This is a genomic window from Allocatelliglobosispora scoriae (genome assembly GCF_014204945.1).
Classification (GTDB): Bacteria; Actinomycetota; Actinomycetes; order Mycobacteriales; family Micromonosporaceae; genus Allocatelliglobosispora; species Allocatelliglobosispora scoriae.
Window position 1 is genome coordinate 1283941 of record NZ_JACHMN010000002.1, and the last position, 17163, is coordinate 1301103.

Genomic DNA, 17163 nt, shown 5'->3' on the forward strand with positions numbered 1-17163 from the left:
GCGTGATCGCGCCATCGTCGTCAGAACGGCCAGAAGAGCGGGACCGCCCCCACCGCCACCACGAAGAACCAGGCGAGCATCGGCAGTCCGAGCTTCCAGTAGTCGCCGAAGCGGTAGCCGCCCGGCCCCATCACCATCATGTTCGCCGGAGTCGCGACCGGGGTCAGGAAGGACGCGGCCGCCGCGATCGTCACGCACATCAGCACCGGGCGCACCGACACACCCAGCTCCCCCGCGGCCGAGATCGCCACCGGGATCACGATCAGCGCCGTCGCCATGTTGCTGATCATCTGTCCGAGCACCGCCGTGAGCAGGAAGACCCCGACCAGCAGGGCATAGGGTCCCAGGTCGCCGACGACGGCGACGAGCCCGTGTGCCAGGGTCGCCGCCGCGCCGGACTCCTGGATCGCCACCGAGAGCGGGATCATCGCCCCCACGATGACGATCGTCGTCCACGAGATCCCCCGGTAGGCCTGGCTCATCGTCACCACCCGCAGCAGCACCATCGCCCCCGCCGCGAGCAGCCCGGCGACGGCGGGCGGCACGGCACCGGTCGCGAGCAGCACGACCATGGCGATCAGGACCGCGAGGGCCCGCTTCGCGCCCGGCCCGAGCGGGACGGCCTGCCGCCGCACGGCGCTGGGAGAGTCCACCACCAGGAAGTCGTCGTGGCGGTTGAGCGCCTGCCAGGTGCCCTGCAGCAGCAGGGTGTCGCCGACGGCGAGCGTGGTCGGCGCCGGACCCTGGTCGTAGCCCTTGCGTTGCACGGCGAGGACGACGAGGTCGCCGTCGCGGGCGGCCATGCCGGGAAAGGCGGTGTCACCGACGAGTTCGGAGCGAGGGCCGACCACGACCTCGGCGACGCCGAGCTCCCGGTTGAGCAGCGCACCGGCCACGTGGTCCGCGACCGGTCCGGCCAGGAAGGACAGGCCGCTGCGCGCCGCGTAGGCACCGACGGCGGCGAGCTCGCCCCGCACGATGAGTACGTCACCCGCGTCGAGCACACTCCCGCATTGCGCACCGATCACCACGACGCCCGGCGCGGCGGAGCCGGAGCCGGGGAGCGGTGCGGTACCGATCAGCGGCGAACCCGGCGAGACCGCCAGGCGGAAGGCGTCCTCGTCGAGCCGGTACTGCTGCACCAGCGTCCCGGCGTGCCGGCTCAGGTCCGGCGGGATCGACTTCGGCCGCCGCTGCGGCAGCAGCCGGTCCCCGAAGAGCACCGCGATCGCGCATACGCCGAGGACCAGCGGGATGCCGACGAGCGCGAACGAGAAGAACCCGAACCCGTCACCGCCCGCGGACTGCGCCGCCTCCGACGCGATGACGTTGATCGGGGTGCCGGTGAGGGCGAGCAGCGAGCCCGCGTGCGCGGCGAAGGCGAGGGGCATGACGAGCCCCGACGGTGACCGGCCGAGCCGCACGGCCATCACGACGACCATCGGCAGCAGGGCGGCCACGGCACCGTTGACGCTGATCAGGGCGGTGAGGCAGGCGACCAGCAGCATCGTGAGCAGGAGTTGGCGGGGGCGACTGGTGCCCGTACGCGAGATGAGCTCTTGACCTGCCCACGCGGTGACTCCGGTGGCGTCGAGCGCCTCGCTGACGACGAAGAGGCTCGCGATGAAGATGATCACCGGGTCGCCGAACCCGGCGAAGATCTGCTCGACGCCGAGCACGCCCGAGAGGAAGAGGGCGAGCGCGGCGCCGAGCGCGACGATCTCGACGGGCAGCCGGTTCCAGACGAAGAGCACGATCACCGCGCCGAGCACCGTGAAGGCGATCCCCGCCTGGCTCATGACGACCGCCCTACGGCATGTGCACCGGGGCGCCGGGGCCCCACGGGATGCCGATGAGGTACCACGCGACGAAGAACAGGATCCAGGCCACCGCGACGATCAGCGTGTAGGGCAGCATCAGCGACACGACCGTACCCATGCCCGCCTTTTTCTTGTATTTCTGCGTCAGCAGCACGATGAACGGCAGGTAGACCATGAGCGGCGTGATCACGTTGGCCGGTGAGTCGCCGACGCGGTAGGCGGCGAGCACGGTCTGCGGCGCGACCCCGAGCCGGATGAACAGCGGTACGAACACCGGCGCGAAGATCGCCCACTTCGGAATGACGCCCGGGATGATCAGGTCGAGGATGAGCGTGACGATGATGAAGCCGATGAGCAGCCACAACGCGTCGACGTTGGCGCCTTCGAGCGCATCCGCCATCTTCACCGCCGCGATCGTCGCCATGTTGCTGTAGTTGAAGTAGGCGATGAACTGGGCGATGATCAGCAGCAGGAAGATCAGGCCGCCGAGCCCGGCGAAGGTCTTCGTGATCGCCGCCATCGCGGCCGCGCTCCCCCGCAGCGTTCCGGCGCCCCGGCCGTAGCAGAGGCCCGCCACCAGGAAGATCAGCATGATGATGAAGATCAGGCCGTCCATCAGCGGCGACTCGTTGAAGATGCTGCCGGTCTCCGGGTTGCGCAGCGGCCCCCACGACGGCAGGGTCAGGATGAGCAGCAGCGCGACGACGGCGAGGAAGCCGTAAAGGGCGTACTTCAGCCCGCGCCCCTCATCGTCGGCGGACTCCTCGACCTCGGCCGAGGTCTCGGCGCCGCCCTCATAGCGGCCGAGCCGCGGCTCGATGATCCGCTCGGTCACGATCGTGATCACGATGGCGAGGAAGAGCGTCGACCCGATGCCGAAGAACAGGTTGGAGGTCAGGTCGATCGACTGACCGGGGTTGACGAGCTGGATCGCCTCGTTGGTGATCTCGGTGATGATGCCGTCGACCGGCGTGATCAGCACGTTGACGCCGAAGGTCGCGCCGACACCGGCGAAGGCCGCCGCGAGACCCGCGAGCGGATGTCGCCCGACACTCATGAAGGCGACCGCGCCCAGCGGGATCAGCACCAGGTAACCGGCGTCCGACGCGATGCTCGACAGCACGCCCAGCAGCACGATGATGAAGGTGAGCGCGCCCTTCGGGGAGACCTTGACCAGCTTGCGGATGAGCGCGCCGATCAGGCCCGCCTCCTCCGCGAGGCCCACACCGATCATGGCGACGAGGATGACGCCGACGACGCCGAAGTTGGTGAAGTTCGTGACCGCCGAGGTGAAGATGAACCGGATGCCGTCCGCGCTGAGCAGGCTCTGGATCGACGTAGTCTCGGTCGTCGGCTCGAAATCCGGGTGATAGACGGCGTCCGGCGGGTAGCCGACCGACGGCTGGTCGGTGCCGCCCGGATAGGTCTCCGCACCGGGGATCGGCAGGGGTGCCACGGTGTCGTAGGTGACCGAGACGTCGAGCCAGGACAGGATCGCCGAGAGCACGATGACCAGCCCGATCAGGGCGAGGAAGATGACGGCCGGGTGCGGGACCTTGTTGCCGACCCGTTCGATGCCGTCGAGCATCTTCTGGGTGAAGGTCCGCTTCGGCGCGGTGACGGCGGCGCTCATCGCACGCCCCCCTTCGGTGCGGTGAAGTTCAGCGCCAGCTCCAGCAGCAACCGCGCGCCGAACCCGGTGCAGCCCTTGGGCCGCCACGAGGCCGCGATGTCGTTCTGCGCCGTACCGGCGATGTCGAGATGCGCCCACGGCGTCTCGCCGACGAACTCGGCGAGGAAGAGCGCAGCGGTGATCGAGCCCGCGTTGACGCCGCCCATGTTGGTCATGTCGGCGACGCCGGAGTCGAGCTGGCTGCGGTAGCGCTTGTCCAGCGGCAGCTGCCACACCGGCTCGGCGGTCGCCTGCGCGGCCGTCGTGACCTGCTCCGCGAGGCCGGTGTCGTTGGCGAAGAGCCCCGCCACCTCCGGGCCGAGCGTCCGCAGGCAGGCCCCGGTGAGCGTGGCGATGTCCACGATCGCGTCGACGGGCTCCTCGGTGGCGAGCACCAGCGCGTCGGCCATGACGAGCCGGCCCTCGGCGTCGGTGTTGAGCACCTCGACCGTCTTCCCACCCCGCATGATCAGCACGTCACCGAGCTTCGTCGCGGTCGCCGACGGCATGTTGTCGGTGCACATGAGGTAGCCGGTGACCTCGGTCCGGCAGCCGAGCGCCGCGAGCTGCGACATCGCGGCGAGGATCGCACCCGCGCCGGACATGTCGTTCTTCATCTGGGCGTGCACGAGGTCGCTGGGTTTGAGGCTGATGCCGCCGGAGTCGTACATGATGCCTTTGCCGACCAGCGCCAACCGCCCGGTGGCAGCCTCCGCCGGCCGGTAGCGCAGCTTGATCATCCGGGGCTCCTCGACGCTGCCCGCGTTGACCCCGAGCAGCCCGCCGCAGCCCAGCTCGATCAGCGCGGCCCGGTCGAAGACCTCCACCTCCAGCCCGACCTCACCGGCGATCGCGGTGGCGCAGTCGGCCATCGCCTCCGCGCTCAGCATGCTCGGCGGCGAGTTCGCCAGGTCCCGCGAGAGCATGGTCGCGGCCGCGAAAGCCACCCCGCGCCGCCCACCCTCGGCGGCTCCGTCACCCGCCACCACCACGATCACATTCTCGACGGGTACGCCCACCGGCGCCGATTTCAACGGCGGATAGTCGTAACGGGCCAGGAGCACACCCTCGACCACCGCCTGAGCGGCCGCCTCCCCCGTCACCCCGGACAGCTCGCCCGGCACCAGTGCGAGGCTCCCGTGCCGCTTCGCCGCGAGCGCGAAGGCAGCCGCGGCATCACGCAGCTCATCCGGGCCGGTCGCCGCCCCCAGCCCGACCGCGACCACGGGAGCTCCGTCGGCCCGAGGCAGGACCAGCGCCTCCCCGACCTTCCCGGTGAACCCCACCGCGGCCAGCCCGTCCCGACCGATCCCCAGGTCCCGCGCCACCTCACCGGAGACGCCGACGCCGTAGCCGACGACGGTCCCGTCCGGCAGCCCGTCCGCCCCGGTGGCGACGGTGACGCCGACCGTCCGCCCCCGCGACGGCATCGGCTCGAACTTCCCCCGCAGAACCATTACCCAGCCCCCATCCGTGCCCGCCGAGCGTTCACATCCGTATCATCCCTCCCCAAACCCGTACGAACCCCCAAACCCTAAATTCGCGTTGATCAAGGGAAGACTCGCCGCATATCGGACACCCGACATGGCGAGTCTTCCCTTGATCAACGCGAATTTAGGGCGGGGGCGGGGCGGAGGGGCGGGGGGGCGGGGGGCGGGTTAGGCGTGGGTTAGTTGGGGGCGGGGGGCGGGGGTGCGGTGGGACTGGACGGATTGGAGGATCTCGCCGGCGCGGACCGCTGTGGCCGAGAGCAGCGACGACGTGATGCCGTGGGTGTGCTCGGTGCCGCCCTGGAGGTAGACGCCGCAGGTCAGCTCCGGTCCGGTGTGCACCCGGTAATCGCGGCCGACCAGCAGGCGGCCGTGCTCGTCGTGGCGGCAGTGCGCCACCACGTCACCGAGCACCCGGGCCGGGTCGGCGGGGCGGTAACCCGTCGCGCAGACCAGGATGTCGGCGTCGAGGACGGTCGGCTCACCGGTGATCAGCGAGGTGACCGCCACCTCGACGCCCGTGGCGGTCGGCTCCGCCGAGACGAGCCGGGAGGCGTTGAGGATACGCAGCCGCTCCCGGCCCAGCACCTTCTCCTGATAGGCCCGCCGGTAGATCTCGTTGATCAGATCGAGATCCACCACGGAGTAGTTGGTGCCGCTGTGGTAGCGCTGCAGCAGCTCCTTCGTCTCCGGCGGCGCGTGGTAGAAGTCGTCGACGGCGGCCGGGTCGAAGATCCGGTTGGCGAAAGGGCTGTCGTCGGCGGGGCTGTAGCCGTATCGGGAGAAGACCGCGCAGACCTCCGCGTCCGGGAAGCGCTCGTGCAGGAAGGTGGTCGCCTCGGCCGCGCTCTGCCCGGCGCCCACGACGACGATCCGCTGGGGCGGCGCGACCTGCTCCTCGACCCGTCGCAGCAGGTCGTTGCTGTGCCAGACGGTCGGCGACGCGGTCACACCGTCGGGCAGCGCCGGACGCAACCCGGTGGCGAGGACGACATTGCGAGCCCGGATGACCCGAGCCGGTCCGCGGCCCTGTGCGATGACGTTGAAGTACGCCGCCCGGCCGCCCTCGATCACCGGCATCACCTCGAGCACCTCGTGCCCGTAGCGCACCATTTGCTCGACCTTCTGCGCCGCCCACTCCAGGTAGTCGTGGAACTCGACCCGCAGCGGGTAGTGGTTCTTGTGGTTGATGAAGTCGATCAACCGGTTGCGGCTGTGCAGATAGCTGATGAAGCTGTAGTGGCTGGCCGGATTGCGCAGCGTGACCAGGTCTTTCATGAAGGAGACCTGCATGGTGGCGTCATTGAGGAGCATCCCGCGATGCCAGCCGAAGCCGGCTTGGCGCTCCAGGAAGACCGCGGTGAGACCGGTGCTGGCGGCGGACTCGGTGACGGCGATGGCGAGCGCCAGATTGGAGGGCCCGAATCCCACCCCGACGATGTCGTAGATCGGTTCTCCATCAATGGACAACTCTGACATGTCCGTCCCATCCTCGGCTACACCACAAGCCTGACGCTCATGACTTAGGTTAGGCTAACCTAGCGGTTCCTTGCTGCCAAGGCCGCCCGGAGTGCCAAGTCCACGGACGACAAACACCCTGCTGTCGGATTCCCGTGCTCAGGTGTTCACGATCGACACAACCATGGCTATGGTCTGTAGAAATCGTCGAGTCGGTGAGGTGAGGAATGTCCAAGGTCCTGGGCGAGCGCATCCGTCACCTACGCCGGTCCCACAACCTGAGCCAGCTCCAACTCGCCGAGGGCATCGCGTCGGCGAGCTATGTCTCGTTGATCGAGGCCGGTCGACGGATGCCGGAGCCGAAGATCCTGCGCGCGATCGCGGACCGGCTCGGCACCAGCGAAGCGGCGCTGCTGGAGCCCGAGATCGACCGCGAGCACCAGGCCCAGCTCGTGCTGCGGCTGCGCTACGCCGAGCTGGCCCTCGCCAACGGCGACACCGGTGAGGCGCTGCGCGAGCTCGGCGATCTGGTCCAGCACAACAGCATCGCCGCCGACGCGCACTGGGCGCTCTCCCGGACCTACGAGGCCGATGGCCGCCTGGAGGACGCGATAGGCGAGGTGGAGCTGCTGCTCGACCTCGTCCGCGGCGGCACACCCTGCGCCGCCGAGCTGCTCGTCCTGCTCAACACCCACTGCCGCCTCTACCGGGAGGTCGGCGACCTCGGCCGCAGCATCGACATCGGCGAGGCCGCCCGCCGCGAGGTGGCGGAGCTGGGACTCACCGGCACGGAGAACGACGTCCGCCTCGTCTCCACCCTCGCCGGCACCTACTGGCAGCGCGGCGACTGGGCGAGCGCGGAGGTGCTGGCCCGGCAGGCGATCGACCTCGCCGAGCAGCAGGGATCCCGGCGGTCGCGCGGCTCCGCCTACTGGAACGCCAGCCTCGTCGCCGAGGCACGCGGTCAGCTCGGCGAGGCGATCGCCCTCGCCGAACGCGCACTCGGGCTCTTCACCGAGGACAGCGACGAGCGCAGCATCGCCCGGCTGCGCACCGACCTCGCCTGGATCATCCTGCGCGCGCAGCCGGTCGAGGTGACCCGCGCCGAGCAGCTCCTGCTGCTGGCCCGGGCCCGCCTCGCGGAGGCCGGCATCGAGATGGACCTCGCCTACTGCGACACCGAGCTGGCCCGCTGCCACCTGCACCTGGGCCGGATCGAGCAGGCCGCCGAGCTCGCCGCCGATGTCGTACGCCGACTCGGCGAGCGCCCCATCCTGGAGGTGAGCAACGCCCGGACGGTGTGGGCACAGGCGCTCGCCGCCGGTGGCGACACCGCCGGCGCGCTGGCACAGCTCGACCTGGTGATCGAGCAGCTCCGCGCGCTCGGCATCGGGCGGCAGGGCGCGAGCCTCTGGCGCGAGATCGCCGAGCTGCTGCTGAGCCTCGGCGAGACCGCGGCCGCAGTCCGTGCCTTCCAGTACCTCGCCGACGCGTCGGGTGCGGTGGCACCGGCGATCTCGGCGCGGCGGGTGCTCGTCTAGGCTCCGGCCACCACCGGAGGCGCCGAGGCGGGCGGTGCGGGACAGCAGCCCCCGGGCCCGTCCGGGCCGATGGGACCGTATCCGATCACGGCGAGCACGGCGGTGATCACCGCTGCCAGCACCAACACTTGCGCCTTCACGCTGCCTCCAAAGCTTCATCAACTCCGTGCAAGGTATCGGTGATGATTGATTTAATCAAGCGATACCTGACGATGCGTTACGAAAGATCGTCGCAACTCTTGAAGAGTTGGTGCCTCAGGCCGCCAGGCCTTAGGACCAACTCTTCAAGAGTTGCGACGATCTTCAGGGAGGTCAGGATAGATGCCGGGCGAGGAAGGCGAGGCGGGCGGCGTCCTGGACGGACTCGCCGCCCTCGTGGCCGTTGAAGGGGTAGACCTCGATCGCCTTGGGCCCGGCGTACAGGTGGTAGGCGCCGAAGACCGTGGACGCCGGGCAGCTCTCGTCCATCAGCGCCACGCTGAACAGGGACGGACACTCCGCCCGCTCGGCGAAGTTGACCCCGTCGGCGTAGGCCAGCGTCTCGAAGACCTGCTCCTCATGCCCTCGGTGCACCGCGAGGTAGCCGACGACCTCCTGGAACGGCCCGGCCGAGGCGATCTCGGTACCCCGGCGCATGTCGCAGAGGAACGGTACGTCCGGCGCGGCGGCCGCGACCTGCGACGACAGGCCCGCGACGGCGAGGGTGAGCCCGCCGCCCTGACTGATCCCGGTCACCGCGATCCGGTCCGGGTCGACCGCCGGATGCGCGGCCGCCACCTCGACCGCCCGAACGCAGTCGGTGATGACGCGGCGGTAGTAGTACCCGGCGGGGTCGAGCACTCCCCGGGTCATGACGCCCGGGTGCTGCGGTCCGGTCCCGTGCGGATCGGGGGTGTCCCCGGATCGCCAGCCGCTCCCCTGTCCCCGGATGTCGACGAAGAGGTGGGCGTACCCGGCTGCGGCATAGAGCAGGCAGTCGGTCGGCAGCCCGCGCCCGCCGCCGTAGCCGGGGAACTCGACGACGCACGGCAGCCGCCCGACTGTATTTCCGGGCGCGCCCTGCGGGGCTCCCTCGCTTCGCTCGCTCACTCCTCGTGCCAGCACGGCATCACCCGGCGCGCCCTGCGGGGCTCCCTCGCTTCGCTCGCTCACTCCTCGTGCCAGCACGGCATCACCCGGCGCGCCCTGCGGGGCTCCCTCGCTTCGCTCGCTCACTCCTCGTGCCAGCGCCACACCGCGCGGCAGTGCCAACCACGCGCGGATCCGGTCGCCGCCGAAACCCGAGAAGGCCACGTCGAAGACGTCGACGATCGCCAAGCCGCTCGCGACCGGCGTGAAGACCGGGTCGAGCGGGAAGGTCCGGGCCTGCGCCAGGGTCGACGCCCAGAACTCGTCGAAGTCGGCCGGGATCCGCCTGGTCGGGCGGTACGCGTCGAGCTCCGGCAGGCGCAGGTCGGTGAGCGGCATGGCTACCCTTTCAGGCCTGTGTGTGCGAGGCCCTCGATGAACTGGCGCTGCGCGATCACGAAGACGACCAGCACCGGGATCGCGGTGAGCGACGCCGCCGAGAGCTGCACGTTCCACATCGGACCACCGTAGGCGTCCACGAACTGCGTCAACGCCTGCGGCAGCGTGAAGAGTTCCGGGGTCGAGAGGAAGACGATCGGCTCCAGGTAGAGGTTCCACGAGTGCAGGAAGGTGAAGATCGCGACGGCGGCGAGCGCCGGGCGGGCCAGCGGCAGCGCGATCCGCCAGAAGATCGCGAAGCGGCCGAGGCCGTCCATCCGCGCCGCCTCCTCCAGCTCACCGGGCAGGGCCAGGAAGAACTGCCGCATGATGAAGGTCGCGAGCACGCTCGGCGCCCCGAAGATCGGTACGAGCACCAGCGGCCAATGCGTATCGATCATGCCCCAGGTGTGGAACATCTGGAACAGCGGAACGATCGTCACCTCGCTCGGGATGAGCAGCCCGACCAGCACCACCAGGAAGAGCACGTTCTGGCCACGGAACCTGATCCGCGCGAAGGCGTACCCCGAGAGGGAAGCCACCGCGAGCGTCCCCAGGGTGACCACCGCCGCGATGTAGGCGCTGTTGAAGTACTGCCGCGCGAACGGCTGCAGCGTGAAGACCTCGCGGTAGGCGTCGAGGCTGAACGACGTCGGGATCAGCTGGGGCGGGAAGGTGAAGATGTCGATGTCGGGCTTGACCGACGACGTCACCATCCACCAGGTCGGGAAGAGAAACGGCAGCGCCAATACGCAGAGCGCCCCGTAGATGAGCAGCTTCCCCTTACGACTCATGGAAGACCCATTTCCGGCGCATCTGCCACTGCACCACGGTCAGCAGGAGCACGATGCCGAACAGCAGCACCGACAGCGTCGCGCCGTAGCCGAAGTGGTGGAACTGGAACGCCTGCTGGTAGAGGTAGTAGACGAGCACGGTCGTCGAGGTGCCCGGACCGCCCTGGGTGAGCACGGCGATCTGGGCGAAGACCTGCAGCGCGCCGACGACCGTGATGATCGAGGTGAGCAGGATCGTCGGGCTGATCATCGGGACCGTGATGGCCCGGAACTGCCGCCACCGGCTCGCGCCGTCCATCTTCGCCGCCTCGTAGAGGTCGGCCGGGACGCCCTGCAGCGCGGCGAGGAAGAGCACCATGTTGAGGCCGACGTTCTTGATCACCTGCACCACGACGACCGCGGCCATCGCGGTGCCCTCGCCGCGCAGCCAGTTGGGTCCGGCGATGCCGATCGCGTCGAGCAGGCCGTTGATGCCGCCGTTGTCCTGGAGCAGGAAGTTCCAGACGATGGTCCAGGCGACGAGCGAGACGACGACCGGCGAGAAGAAGATCGTCCGGAAGACGATCGTGCCGCGCAGCTTCTGGTTGAGCAGGACCGCGAGCAGCAGCGCCAGACCCAGGTTGAGGATGACGAGGCCGACCGAGAAGATCCCGGTCGCGGCGAGCACCCCCGGCAGCTTCGGATCGTCGAGCAGCGCCTGGTAGTTCTCCCCGCCGACGAAGTCGAAGGTGTCGGCGAGCACGTTCCACTCGTGCAGGCTGTACCACCCGACCAGTCCGAGCGGGATCAGCACGAAGACGATCGTGCCGATGAGCTGCGGCGTGATGAAGAGGTAGGCCGCGAGCTGGTCCCGTCGCCGGGTGGTCCAGTATCGGGGCGCGGTGCCGGTGGATGCCGAAGCACCCACCGGCGACTGCGTGCGGTCGGTCAATGCACTGCCCTACTTGGCCAGCAGCGGGTTGATGGCGGAGCAGACACCGTCGAGCACGCCCTTGACGTCGGCGTCGGCCTTCCACAGCGGGTCGAGCGCCGCCCGGACCGCCTGGCTGATCTCGGCCTGGCCGCTGTGGCTGGGCTTGACGACACCGGTGGCGATGCCGTCGATGACGACCGTCTGCAACTGCTCGGGCTTGAGCAGCGGGTTGGTCTTGGCGAGCGTCTCCGCGGTGAGCTGGCTCTGGCGCGGCGGCGGGAAGTACGCCGCGAGCTTCGCCGAGTTGTCGGGGCGGGTGAAGAAGGCGAGGAAGTCGGCCGCCTCCGCCGCGTGCTTGCCCTTCTTCAGCGCGCCGATGCCGGCCTGGCCGATCACGGCGTACTTGCCCTTGGGACCGGCCGGCAGCGGGACCAGGTCCCAGCCGAACTTCGCGTCCTTGAGCAGCGAGGCGCGGGAGATCTGGGTGATCGTCATGCCCGCCTCGCCGGTGAAGAAGTCCGCCGCCGTGCCGGGGCCCGGCAGCGCCTTGTCGGTGAAGATCGCCTTGTGCAGGGTCGTCATCGCGTCGACCATCTCCGGCGCTGCGAACCCGCAGGTCTTGCCGTCGGCGCTCCACGCCTGGGCGCCCCAGCCGGTCCAGATCGAGGCGAGGTTGTCCCAGCCCTTGTAGTCGAAGTCCCGCACGACGAGACCCGCCTTGCCGGTCTTCGCCTTGACCGCGGCGGCTGCCGCGTAGGCCCCCGTCCAGTCCCACTGACCGGCCGCGATCAGCTCGGCCGGGGTCTTCTGCCCGGCCGCCTTGAGCAGGTCGGTGTTGACGAAGATGCCGAAGGGCGAGGTGGAGAACGGGTAGGCGTAGAGCTTGCCGCCGGTCTGCCACAGCTTCGTCGCCGACGGGGAGAGGTCGGCGACGTTGTAGCCGTCGGCCTTGGCCAGGGTGTCGTCGAGCGGCACCAGCGCGCCGGAGGAGACGAAGTCCGGCGCCGAGTTCTCCAGCAGCCAGGCCAGGTCCGGCCCGTTGCCACCGGCGATCTGCGTCGTCAGCGTCGTGGTGTAGCTCTCGAACGGGATCGGGTCGAACTTGATCTCGGTGACGTTGCTGTGGGTCTTCTTGTACTCGTCGGCGATGGAGTTGAAGAGCTTCAGGTGGGCCTCGTTGGCGGTCCAGACCGTCACCCGCAGGGAGACCGGGCCGGAGTCGGCCGCCTTCTCGCTGCCGCACGCGGCCAGGCCGATCAGCCCGGCGAGCGCGACGGCGGCGAGGCGCATGCCCCGGTGGAGCGTCATAGGGAACTCCTCATGATCAAAAGGGAGGGAATCAGCATCAGTAACCGGCCACATCCGGCCAGCGCAGCTCGACGCCGTCGCGGACCAGCAGGGCCTGAAACTCGGCCAGCAGGCCGGGGGTGTTGCGCACCGCTCGCGGGGACTCGCCCCGGGTAAGGCAGAAGGCCGCGAGCGCGCCGGCGACCTCACCGACGTTCCACTCCACCGGGTGCAACCGGTAGGAGCCGTTGGTGATGTGCGTGGTGCCGATGTTCTTCCCGGCCGGCAGCAGGTTCTCCATCCGTTGCGGGATGAGCGCGCCGAGCGGGATCTCGAAGGGACAGGACCCGACGTCGATGTAGTTGTCGCCGCCCGTCGACGGGTGCAGGTCGATGCGGTACATCCCCACCCCGATCGCGTCCGGGTAGGAGACCGCGCCCTTGTCACCGCGTACCGACAGGGAAAGGTCCTGCTCCACGACGGTGCGCTCGGCGCGGATGCGGCGTGACTCGCGGATGTATGGCGCCTGGGCGAGACCGCCCGCGCCGCCGCCGGTGACATCGGAGCGCAACCGCAGCCCGGGGAAGCCCGTGCCGCCGTCGGCGCGCGGCGCCTGCGTCTGCAGCCAGTAGAGGACCGACCGCGACAGCTCGCGCGCCGCCGCCACGTGCGCTTCCGCATCGGGTACGCCGATGATCGGCGCCTCGAAGTAGTCGATCATCGGCCAGTTGACCAGGCAGATGTCGCTCTCGTAGGACCCGTCGACGAACATCCGGCGAGCCGCGATCCGGCGGAAGGTCCACAGGTTGCCGTCACCGGGGTTGACCCGCTGATCGGCGAGGACCGCGAGCGGATCGTCGTCCGGGTTGGGCGTGAAGCTCCGCTCGCTGATCGACAGGGTGCGCGGGTTCGGCGACCGGAAGGAGAGCATCCGGTCCCCCCAGAACGCGGGCTGGTAGTCCCGCCAGAACCCGTAGGAGTCCGGCCGGTCGATCGTGTGGTCGCCGTCGACGTGGTCGATCGCGAAGCAGACCGACATCGCCTGCATGTTGGTCGGGTCGGCGATGTCGGGGGCGCTCGGCTCCCCGGTCTCGTGCTGCGACTCGAAGCCGGTGACGAACTCGGTGCCGGTCAGCGGCAGCAGCTCCCCGGTCTCCGTCGCGTCGAGCACATAGGGTGCGCTGACCGTGACCAGCTCGCCGCTGTCGCGGTGGGCGAGCGTCACCGAGGTGACCCGGTCCCCGTCGGCCTGCGCGGCGATCGGACGGTAGGGCTGCAGCACCCGCAGCCGCCCCGAGCCCCGGTAGGGCGCGAGCATCGCTTCGAGGACCGCGACCGCGACCCGCGGCTCGTGGCAGAGCCGGCTGACGTGCCCGGCGCCGGGATTGAGCTCCCGGACGGCCCGAGCCGCGCTGGTCAGCGGGTAGTGGCGCCGGTAGTAGTCCCGGATCCCCTCGCGCAGCGCGCGGTAGGACGCGGTGACGCCGAACTGCTCGACCCAGGAGTGCTCGTCCGGCGGGACGGCCTGGCTGGTGAGCTGGCCGCCGAGCCAGTCGAACTCCTCGGTGAGGATGACCCGTCGCCCGGCCCGCAGCGCGCCGAGGGCCGCGGCGACGCCGCCGAGCCCGCCGCCGACGACGAGGATATCGGCCTCCATCTAGATTCCTCTCGGTTGTGCAAGGGTGGCGCCGGGCACGAATTCGCACTCCAGCAGCCGCTGAGTCGATGTCTGCGTGCCCTCGATCAGGGCGGTGAGCACCTCGACCGCTTCCCAGCCCATCCGGCGCCGGGGGATGCGGAAGCCGCTGAACTCCAGGTCCGCCGGGCCCGCCGGGGCGGTGCGGGTGGGGTCGCCGAGGGTGAGCACGGAGAGGTCGGCCGGCACGGCGAGCCCGCGCTTCTCCGCCGCCGCCACCAGCGCCACCCCGTCGGCATGCTCCTCGGCGAAGACCGCCGTGGCACCGTTGTCGAGGACGAGGTCGAGCAGCTCGTCCGGGGTACGGCCGACCGCGAGCTCGTGCCGCCCGGTCGTGCCCGGCACCTCGGCGACGGCGGCCCGGAAGCCGCTCATGCGGTCGGCGTGCGACTCCGGCCCGCCACCCTCGCCCAGGTAGATCAGCGTGGTGTGGCCGAGCCCGGTGGCCCGCCGGACCAGGGCGGCGACGGCGGCGGCGTAGTCGGCGCCGACATAGGGCACCGGCCCGCCCGCGTCGTCGCGGCGGCCGACGGAGACGAAGGGCAGCCCGTCGGCGACGAGCCGGGTCAGCTCGGCCCGGTCGAGCGAGCGGCCGAGCAGCACGCAGCCGTCGGCGAGGCGCAGCCGGTTGTCCTCGTGGAAGATCCGGCGGCGGCCGTCGACCACCGGGGAGCTGGTGAGCAGCAGCAGGTCGCAGCCGAGGCCCTCGGCCCGCTCCTCGATGCCGACGAGGAAGGGGTGGTAGAAGTCGCTGTTGGCGCTGGGGAAGACCGCCTCGTAGGTGAAGACGCCGAGGATGCGGTTGTGCCGCGACCCGAGTCGCCGGGCGATCGGATCGGCGACGTATCCGGTCTCGGCGATGGCGCGCAGCACCCGGTCCCGGGTCTCCGGCGCGATGCGCACATCGGACTCGCTACGTCCATTGAGGACGATCGAGACGGTGGACTGGCTGACGCCGGTCATCCGGGCGATGTCCTGCTGGGTCACCCGCCTGCGGGGAGCGGTCACGGAGCGTATCCAATCGTTTCTGGTCGGTTTCGACTAATGCGTATTAGCCGTTGCAGGGTTGCCATCTTGATGGCTCTCCCCGGCACCCGTCAAGACCTCGTGCTGGAAATGTTGCACGGGAAATCCCTGAACTAATACGTATTAGTGTCTTGACTGACGCCTCCGGCCGGTCGCAGACTCATGGCCACCACGCTCCTCCTGGCCATCACTCTGAGTCACTGGATTGCTGGCCACGATCGACCGTCCCCCACGATCGGAGGCACCTCGATGGATGACACACCCGCGCTCCCCCGCCGCAGCCTGCTGCGCGGCGCCGTCGCCCTCGGCGGCGCGGCGACGCTCGGCGGTCTCGCCGGCACCGCGCTCGGCTCGGCCGCCCACGCCGGTCCCGCCGGTTTCCCCGGGTACGCCTACCTGGGCACCCCGTTCACCAAGGCGAACCTGCGCTACAACCCCACCGGTGAGCTGATCTTCCCCTGCATCCGGGGGGTCTACGACAAGCTCTCGTCACCGCTGGGCCGCTACTACCTCTACTACGCCCCGCACGACGCCCCGGGCGGCATCTGCCTCGCCTACGGCAACTCGCTGTCCGGCCAGTTCACCGAGTACGCGGCGAACCCGATCATCAAGAACGTGTGGTCGCCCTACTACTCGGTCAGCCACGTCTCGTCGCCGCACGTGATCTGGAACGCCACCACCAGGCAGTTCTTCATGTATTTCCACGGCGAGAACACCACGACGCGGCTCGCGACCTCCACCAACGGCGTCAACTACACCTACTACGGCACGGTGCTGACCACGGCGATGGTGCCGAACACGACCGAGGTCTCCTACGCCCGGGTCTTCGCGCACAACATCCCTGCCCTCGGTGCCAAGTACGTCATGGTCTTCATGGGCTACCACACCGTCTCGCCGGGCCACCGCAAGATCTTCTGGGGCTGGTCGGCGGACGGGAAGTCGTGGCAGTTCGACCCGACCCCGCTCGTCTCCCCCGCAGGCGACGGCCAGACCGACCTGAGCGGGCCGAGCCTGCTCTACCGCAACGGCACGACATACGTCGCCTATCATGGCAATTCCGGCAAGATGTACTTGACGGAGGTGGGCAACTCCTTCGACCGCGAGGTCCATCTGGGTGTGTTCCACACTCCTTTGACGGGGGCTCCGGACAACGGCCGGTCGGCGGCTCCGAGCTTCGGCACCGACGGCGGCGTGGAGTACATGTTCTACGAGGCCGGCCAGCGCAGCAGCAGCACGATCGCGGTGGCCCGCGCCCTCTAACCCCTGAATTTTAATGCTGGACACGCCGCAGAAAGTGCAACAAAAGTCAGGATCAACTCGCCGTCGCAAACCGGCCCGAGTTGATCCTGACTTTTGTTACCGGAATCGCGGCGTGTCCAGCATTAAAATTCAGGGGTGGTGGGGTGGACGGGCTGGCATGCTCGCCGCATGACTGCGCCGCACCACAGCGTGCTGGAAGTCCGAGCCGCCGACGCGACCCTCGACGACGAGATCGGCGGGCGCCTGGTCGCCTTCAACGAGGCGGCGGTCGGAGCCGACCAGCACTCCATCGCCATCCGGGTGACCGACTCCGACGGCGGACTGGCCGCCGGGCTCACCGGCTGGAGCTGGGGCGACTGCGCCGGGATCGGTTCCCTCTGGGTACGCGAGGACCACCGCTCGCACGGCTGGGGCGGCAGGCTGCTGCAGGCCGCCGAGGACGAGGCCCGCCGCCGGGGCTGCCGGCAGATCACGGTGTCGTCGCTGACCTTCCAGGCACCGGGGTTCTACCGCAAGCACGGCTATGTCGAGGTGGGGCGGCTCGACGCCTTCCCCGACGGCAACGCCGACCACCACTTCGTCAAGTCGCTCGTCGAGCCCGCCGACGCCGAGCCGGTCCGGCTGATGGCGCTCGTCGAGTACGCCGAAGACGCCGTCGATGCCGGAACCGGATACGAGGACACCGTGCTCGGGCTGCTCG

Annotated in this window: 13 protein-coding genes and 1 pseudogene; 3 read left to right on the forward strand and 11 right to left on the reverse strand. The window is 69.6% G+C overall.

Annotated elements, in window-relative coordinates; translation table 11 throughout:
* Window positions 1-20 precede the first annotated feature (20 nt).
* From F4553_RS11495 to F4553_RS11510, 4 genes are all read right to left on the reverse strand, one after another.
* Complete coding sequence (locus F4553_RS11495) at window positions 21-1799, reverse strand: SLC13 family permease (RefSeq protein ID WP_184835281.1); 1779 nt, start codon at window positions 1797-1799, stop codon at window positions 21-23.
* A 10-nt stretch (window positions 1800-1809) separates the two neighbouring features.
* Complete coding sequence (locus tag F4553_RS11500; RefSeq protein ID WP_184835283.1) at window positions 1810-3453, reverse strand: AbgT family transporter; 1644 nt, start codon at window positions 3451-3453, stop codon at window positions 1810-1812.
* Complete coding sequence (locus tag F4553_RS11505; protein WP_184835285.1) at window positions 3450-4949, reverse strand: leucyl aminopeptidase family protein; 1500 nt, start codon at window positions 4947-4949, stop codon at window positions 3450-3452. Before F4553_RS11505 ends, F4553_RS11500 begins: the two co-directional genes overlap by 4 nt.
* A 201-nt stretch (window positions 4950-5150) precedes the next feature.
* Window positions 5151-6461: a lysine N(6)-hydroxylase/L-ornithine N(5)-oxygenase family protein gene (locus tag F4553_RS11510; RefSeq protein WP_184835287.1), complete on the reverse strand. Its 1311-nt coding sequence runs from the start codon at window positions 6459-6461 to the stop codon at window positions 5151-5153.
* 206 nt (window positions 6462-6667) lie between these two features.
* Here F4553_RS11510 and F4553_RS11515 point away from each other — a divergent pair, with 206 nt between their 5' ends.
* Window positions 6668-7981: a helix-turn-helix domain-containing protein gene (locus tag F4553_RS11515; RefSeq protein ID WP_184835289.1), complete on the forward strand. Its 1314-nt coding sequence runs from the start codon at window positions 6668-6670 to the stop codon at window positions 7979-7981.
* On the opposite strand, the gene F4553_RS11520 is transcribed toward F4553_RS11515, so the two are convergent.
* The 7 genes from F4553_RS11520 to F4553_RS11550 all read right to left on the reverse strand — a co-directional run bounded on the left by F4553_RS11520 (window position 7978) and on the right by F4553_RS11550 (window position 15185).
* Complete coding sequence (locus F4553_RS11520) at window positions 7978-8121, reverse strand: hypothetical protein (RefSeq protein WP_184835291.1); 144 nt, start codon at window positions 8119-8121, stop codon at window positions 7978-7980. The genes F4553_RS11515 and F4553_RS11520 overlap by 4 nt on opposite strands.
* A gap of 172 nt (window positions 8122-8293) precedes the next feature.
* Window positions 8294-9448 carry an acetylxylan esterase gene (locus F4553_RS11525; RefSeq protein ID WP_246466286.1) on the reverse strand — a complete coding sequence of 385 codons (1155 nt, stop codon included), beginning with the start codon at window positions 9446-9448 and terminating at the stop codon, window positions 8294-8296.
* A 2-nt stretch (window positions 9449-9450) separates the two neighbouring features.
* Window positions 9451-10281 carry a carbohydrate ABC transporter permease gene (locus F4553_RS11530; protein WP_184835293.1) on the reverse strand — a complete coding sequence of 277 codons (831 nt, stop codon included), beginning with the start codon at window positions 10279-10281 and terminating at the stop codon, window positions 9451-9453.
* Entirely contained in the window at window positions 10271-11212 is a 942-nt protein-coding gene (locus F4553_RS11535) for a carbohydrate ABC transporter permease (RefSeq protein WP_221469857.1), read from the reverse strand. Before F4553_RS11535 ends, F4553_RS11530 begins: the two co-directional genes overlap by 11 nt.
* Before the next feature lie 9 nt (window positions 11213-11221).
* A complete protein-coding gene (locus tag F4553_RS11540; RefSeq protein WP_246466288.1) occupies window positions 11222-12502 on the reverse strand; it encodes an ABC transporter substrate-binding protein in 1281 nt (426 codons plus the stop codon).
* Window positions 12503-12539: 37 nt separating this feature from the next.
* Window positions 12540-14138, reverse strand: a complete 1599-nt coding sequence (locus F4553_RS11545) for an FAD-dependent oxidoreductase (RefSeq protein ID WP_184835295.1) — start codon at window positions 14136-14138, stop codon at window positions 12540-12542.
* On the reverse strand, window positions 14139-15185 hold the full coding sequence (locus tag F4553_RS11550) for a LacI family DNA-binding transcriptional regulator (RefSeq protein ID WP_312875163.1): 1047 nt from the start codon (window positions 15183-15185) through the stop codon (window positions 14139-14141).
* A 267-nt stretch (window positions 15186-15452) separates the two neighbouring features.
* Between F4553_RS11550 and F4553_RS11555 the strand changes: the two genes are divergently transcribed.
* Both F4553_RS11555 and F4553_RS42365 read left to right on the forward strand, forming a co-directional pair.
* A complete protein-coding gene (locus F4553_RS11555) occupies window positions 15453-16463 on the forward strand; it encodes a glycoside hydrolase family protein (protein ID WP_184835297.1) in 1011 nt (336 codons plus the stop codon).
* A 168-nt stretch (window positions 16464-16631) separates the two neighbouring features.
* Window positions 16632-16991 (forward strand): annotated as a pseudogene (locus tag F4553_RS42365) (GNAT family N-acetyltransferase); the annotation flags it as partial.
* Between the last annotated feature and the right edge of the window lie 172 nt (window positions 16992-17163).

Coding starts and splice junctions, on each gene's coding strand:
- F4553_RS11495 (WP_184835281.1), bottom strand. CDS start 1,799: ATGAGCCAGGCGGGGATCGCCTTCACGGTGCTCGGCGCGGTGATCGTG.
- F4553_RS11500 (WP_184835283.1), bottom strand. CDS start 3,453: ATGAGCGCCGCCGTCACCGCGCCGAAGCGGACCTTCACCCAGAAGATG.
- F4553_RS11505 (WP_184835285.1), bottom strand. CDS start 4,949: ATGGTTCTGCGGGGGAAGTTCGAGCCGATGCCGTCGCGGGGGCGGACG.
- F4553_RS11510 (WP_184835287.1), bottom strand. CDS start 6,461: ATGTCAGAGTTGTCCATTGATGGAGAACCGATCTACGACATCGTCGGG.
- F4553_RS11515 (WP_184835289.1), top strand. CDS start 6,668: ATGTCCAAGGTCCTGGGCGAGCGCATCCGTCACCTACGCCGGTCCCAC.
- F4553_RS11525 (WP_246466286.1), bottom strand. CDS start 9,448: ATGCCGCTCACCGACCTGCGCCTGCCGGAGCTCGACGCGTACCGCCCG.
- F4553_RS11530 (WP_184835293.1), bottom strand. CDS start 10,281: ATGAGTCGTAAGGGGAAGCTGCTCATCTACGGGGCGCTCTGCGTATTG.
- F4553_RS11540 (WP_246466288.1), bottom strand. CDS start 12,502: ATGACGCTCCACCGGGGCATGCGCCTCGCCGCCGTCGCGCTCGCCGGG.
- F4553_RS11545 (WP_184835295.1), bottom strand. CDS start 14,138: ATGGAGGCCGATATCCTCGTCGTCGGCGGCGGGCTCGGCGGCGTCGCC.
- F4553_RS11555 (WP_184835297.1), top strand. CDS start 15,453: ATGGATGACACACCCGCGCTCCCCCGCCGCAGCCTGCTGCGCGGCGCC.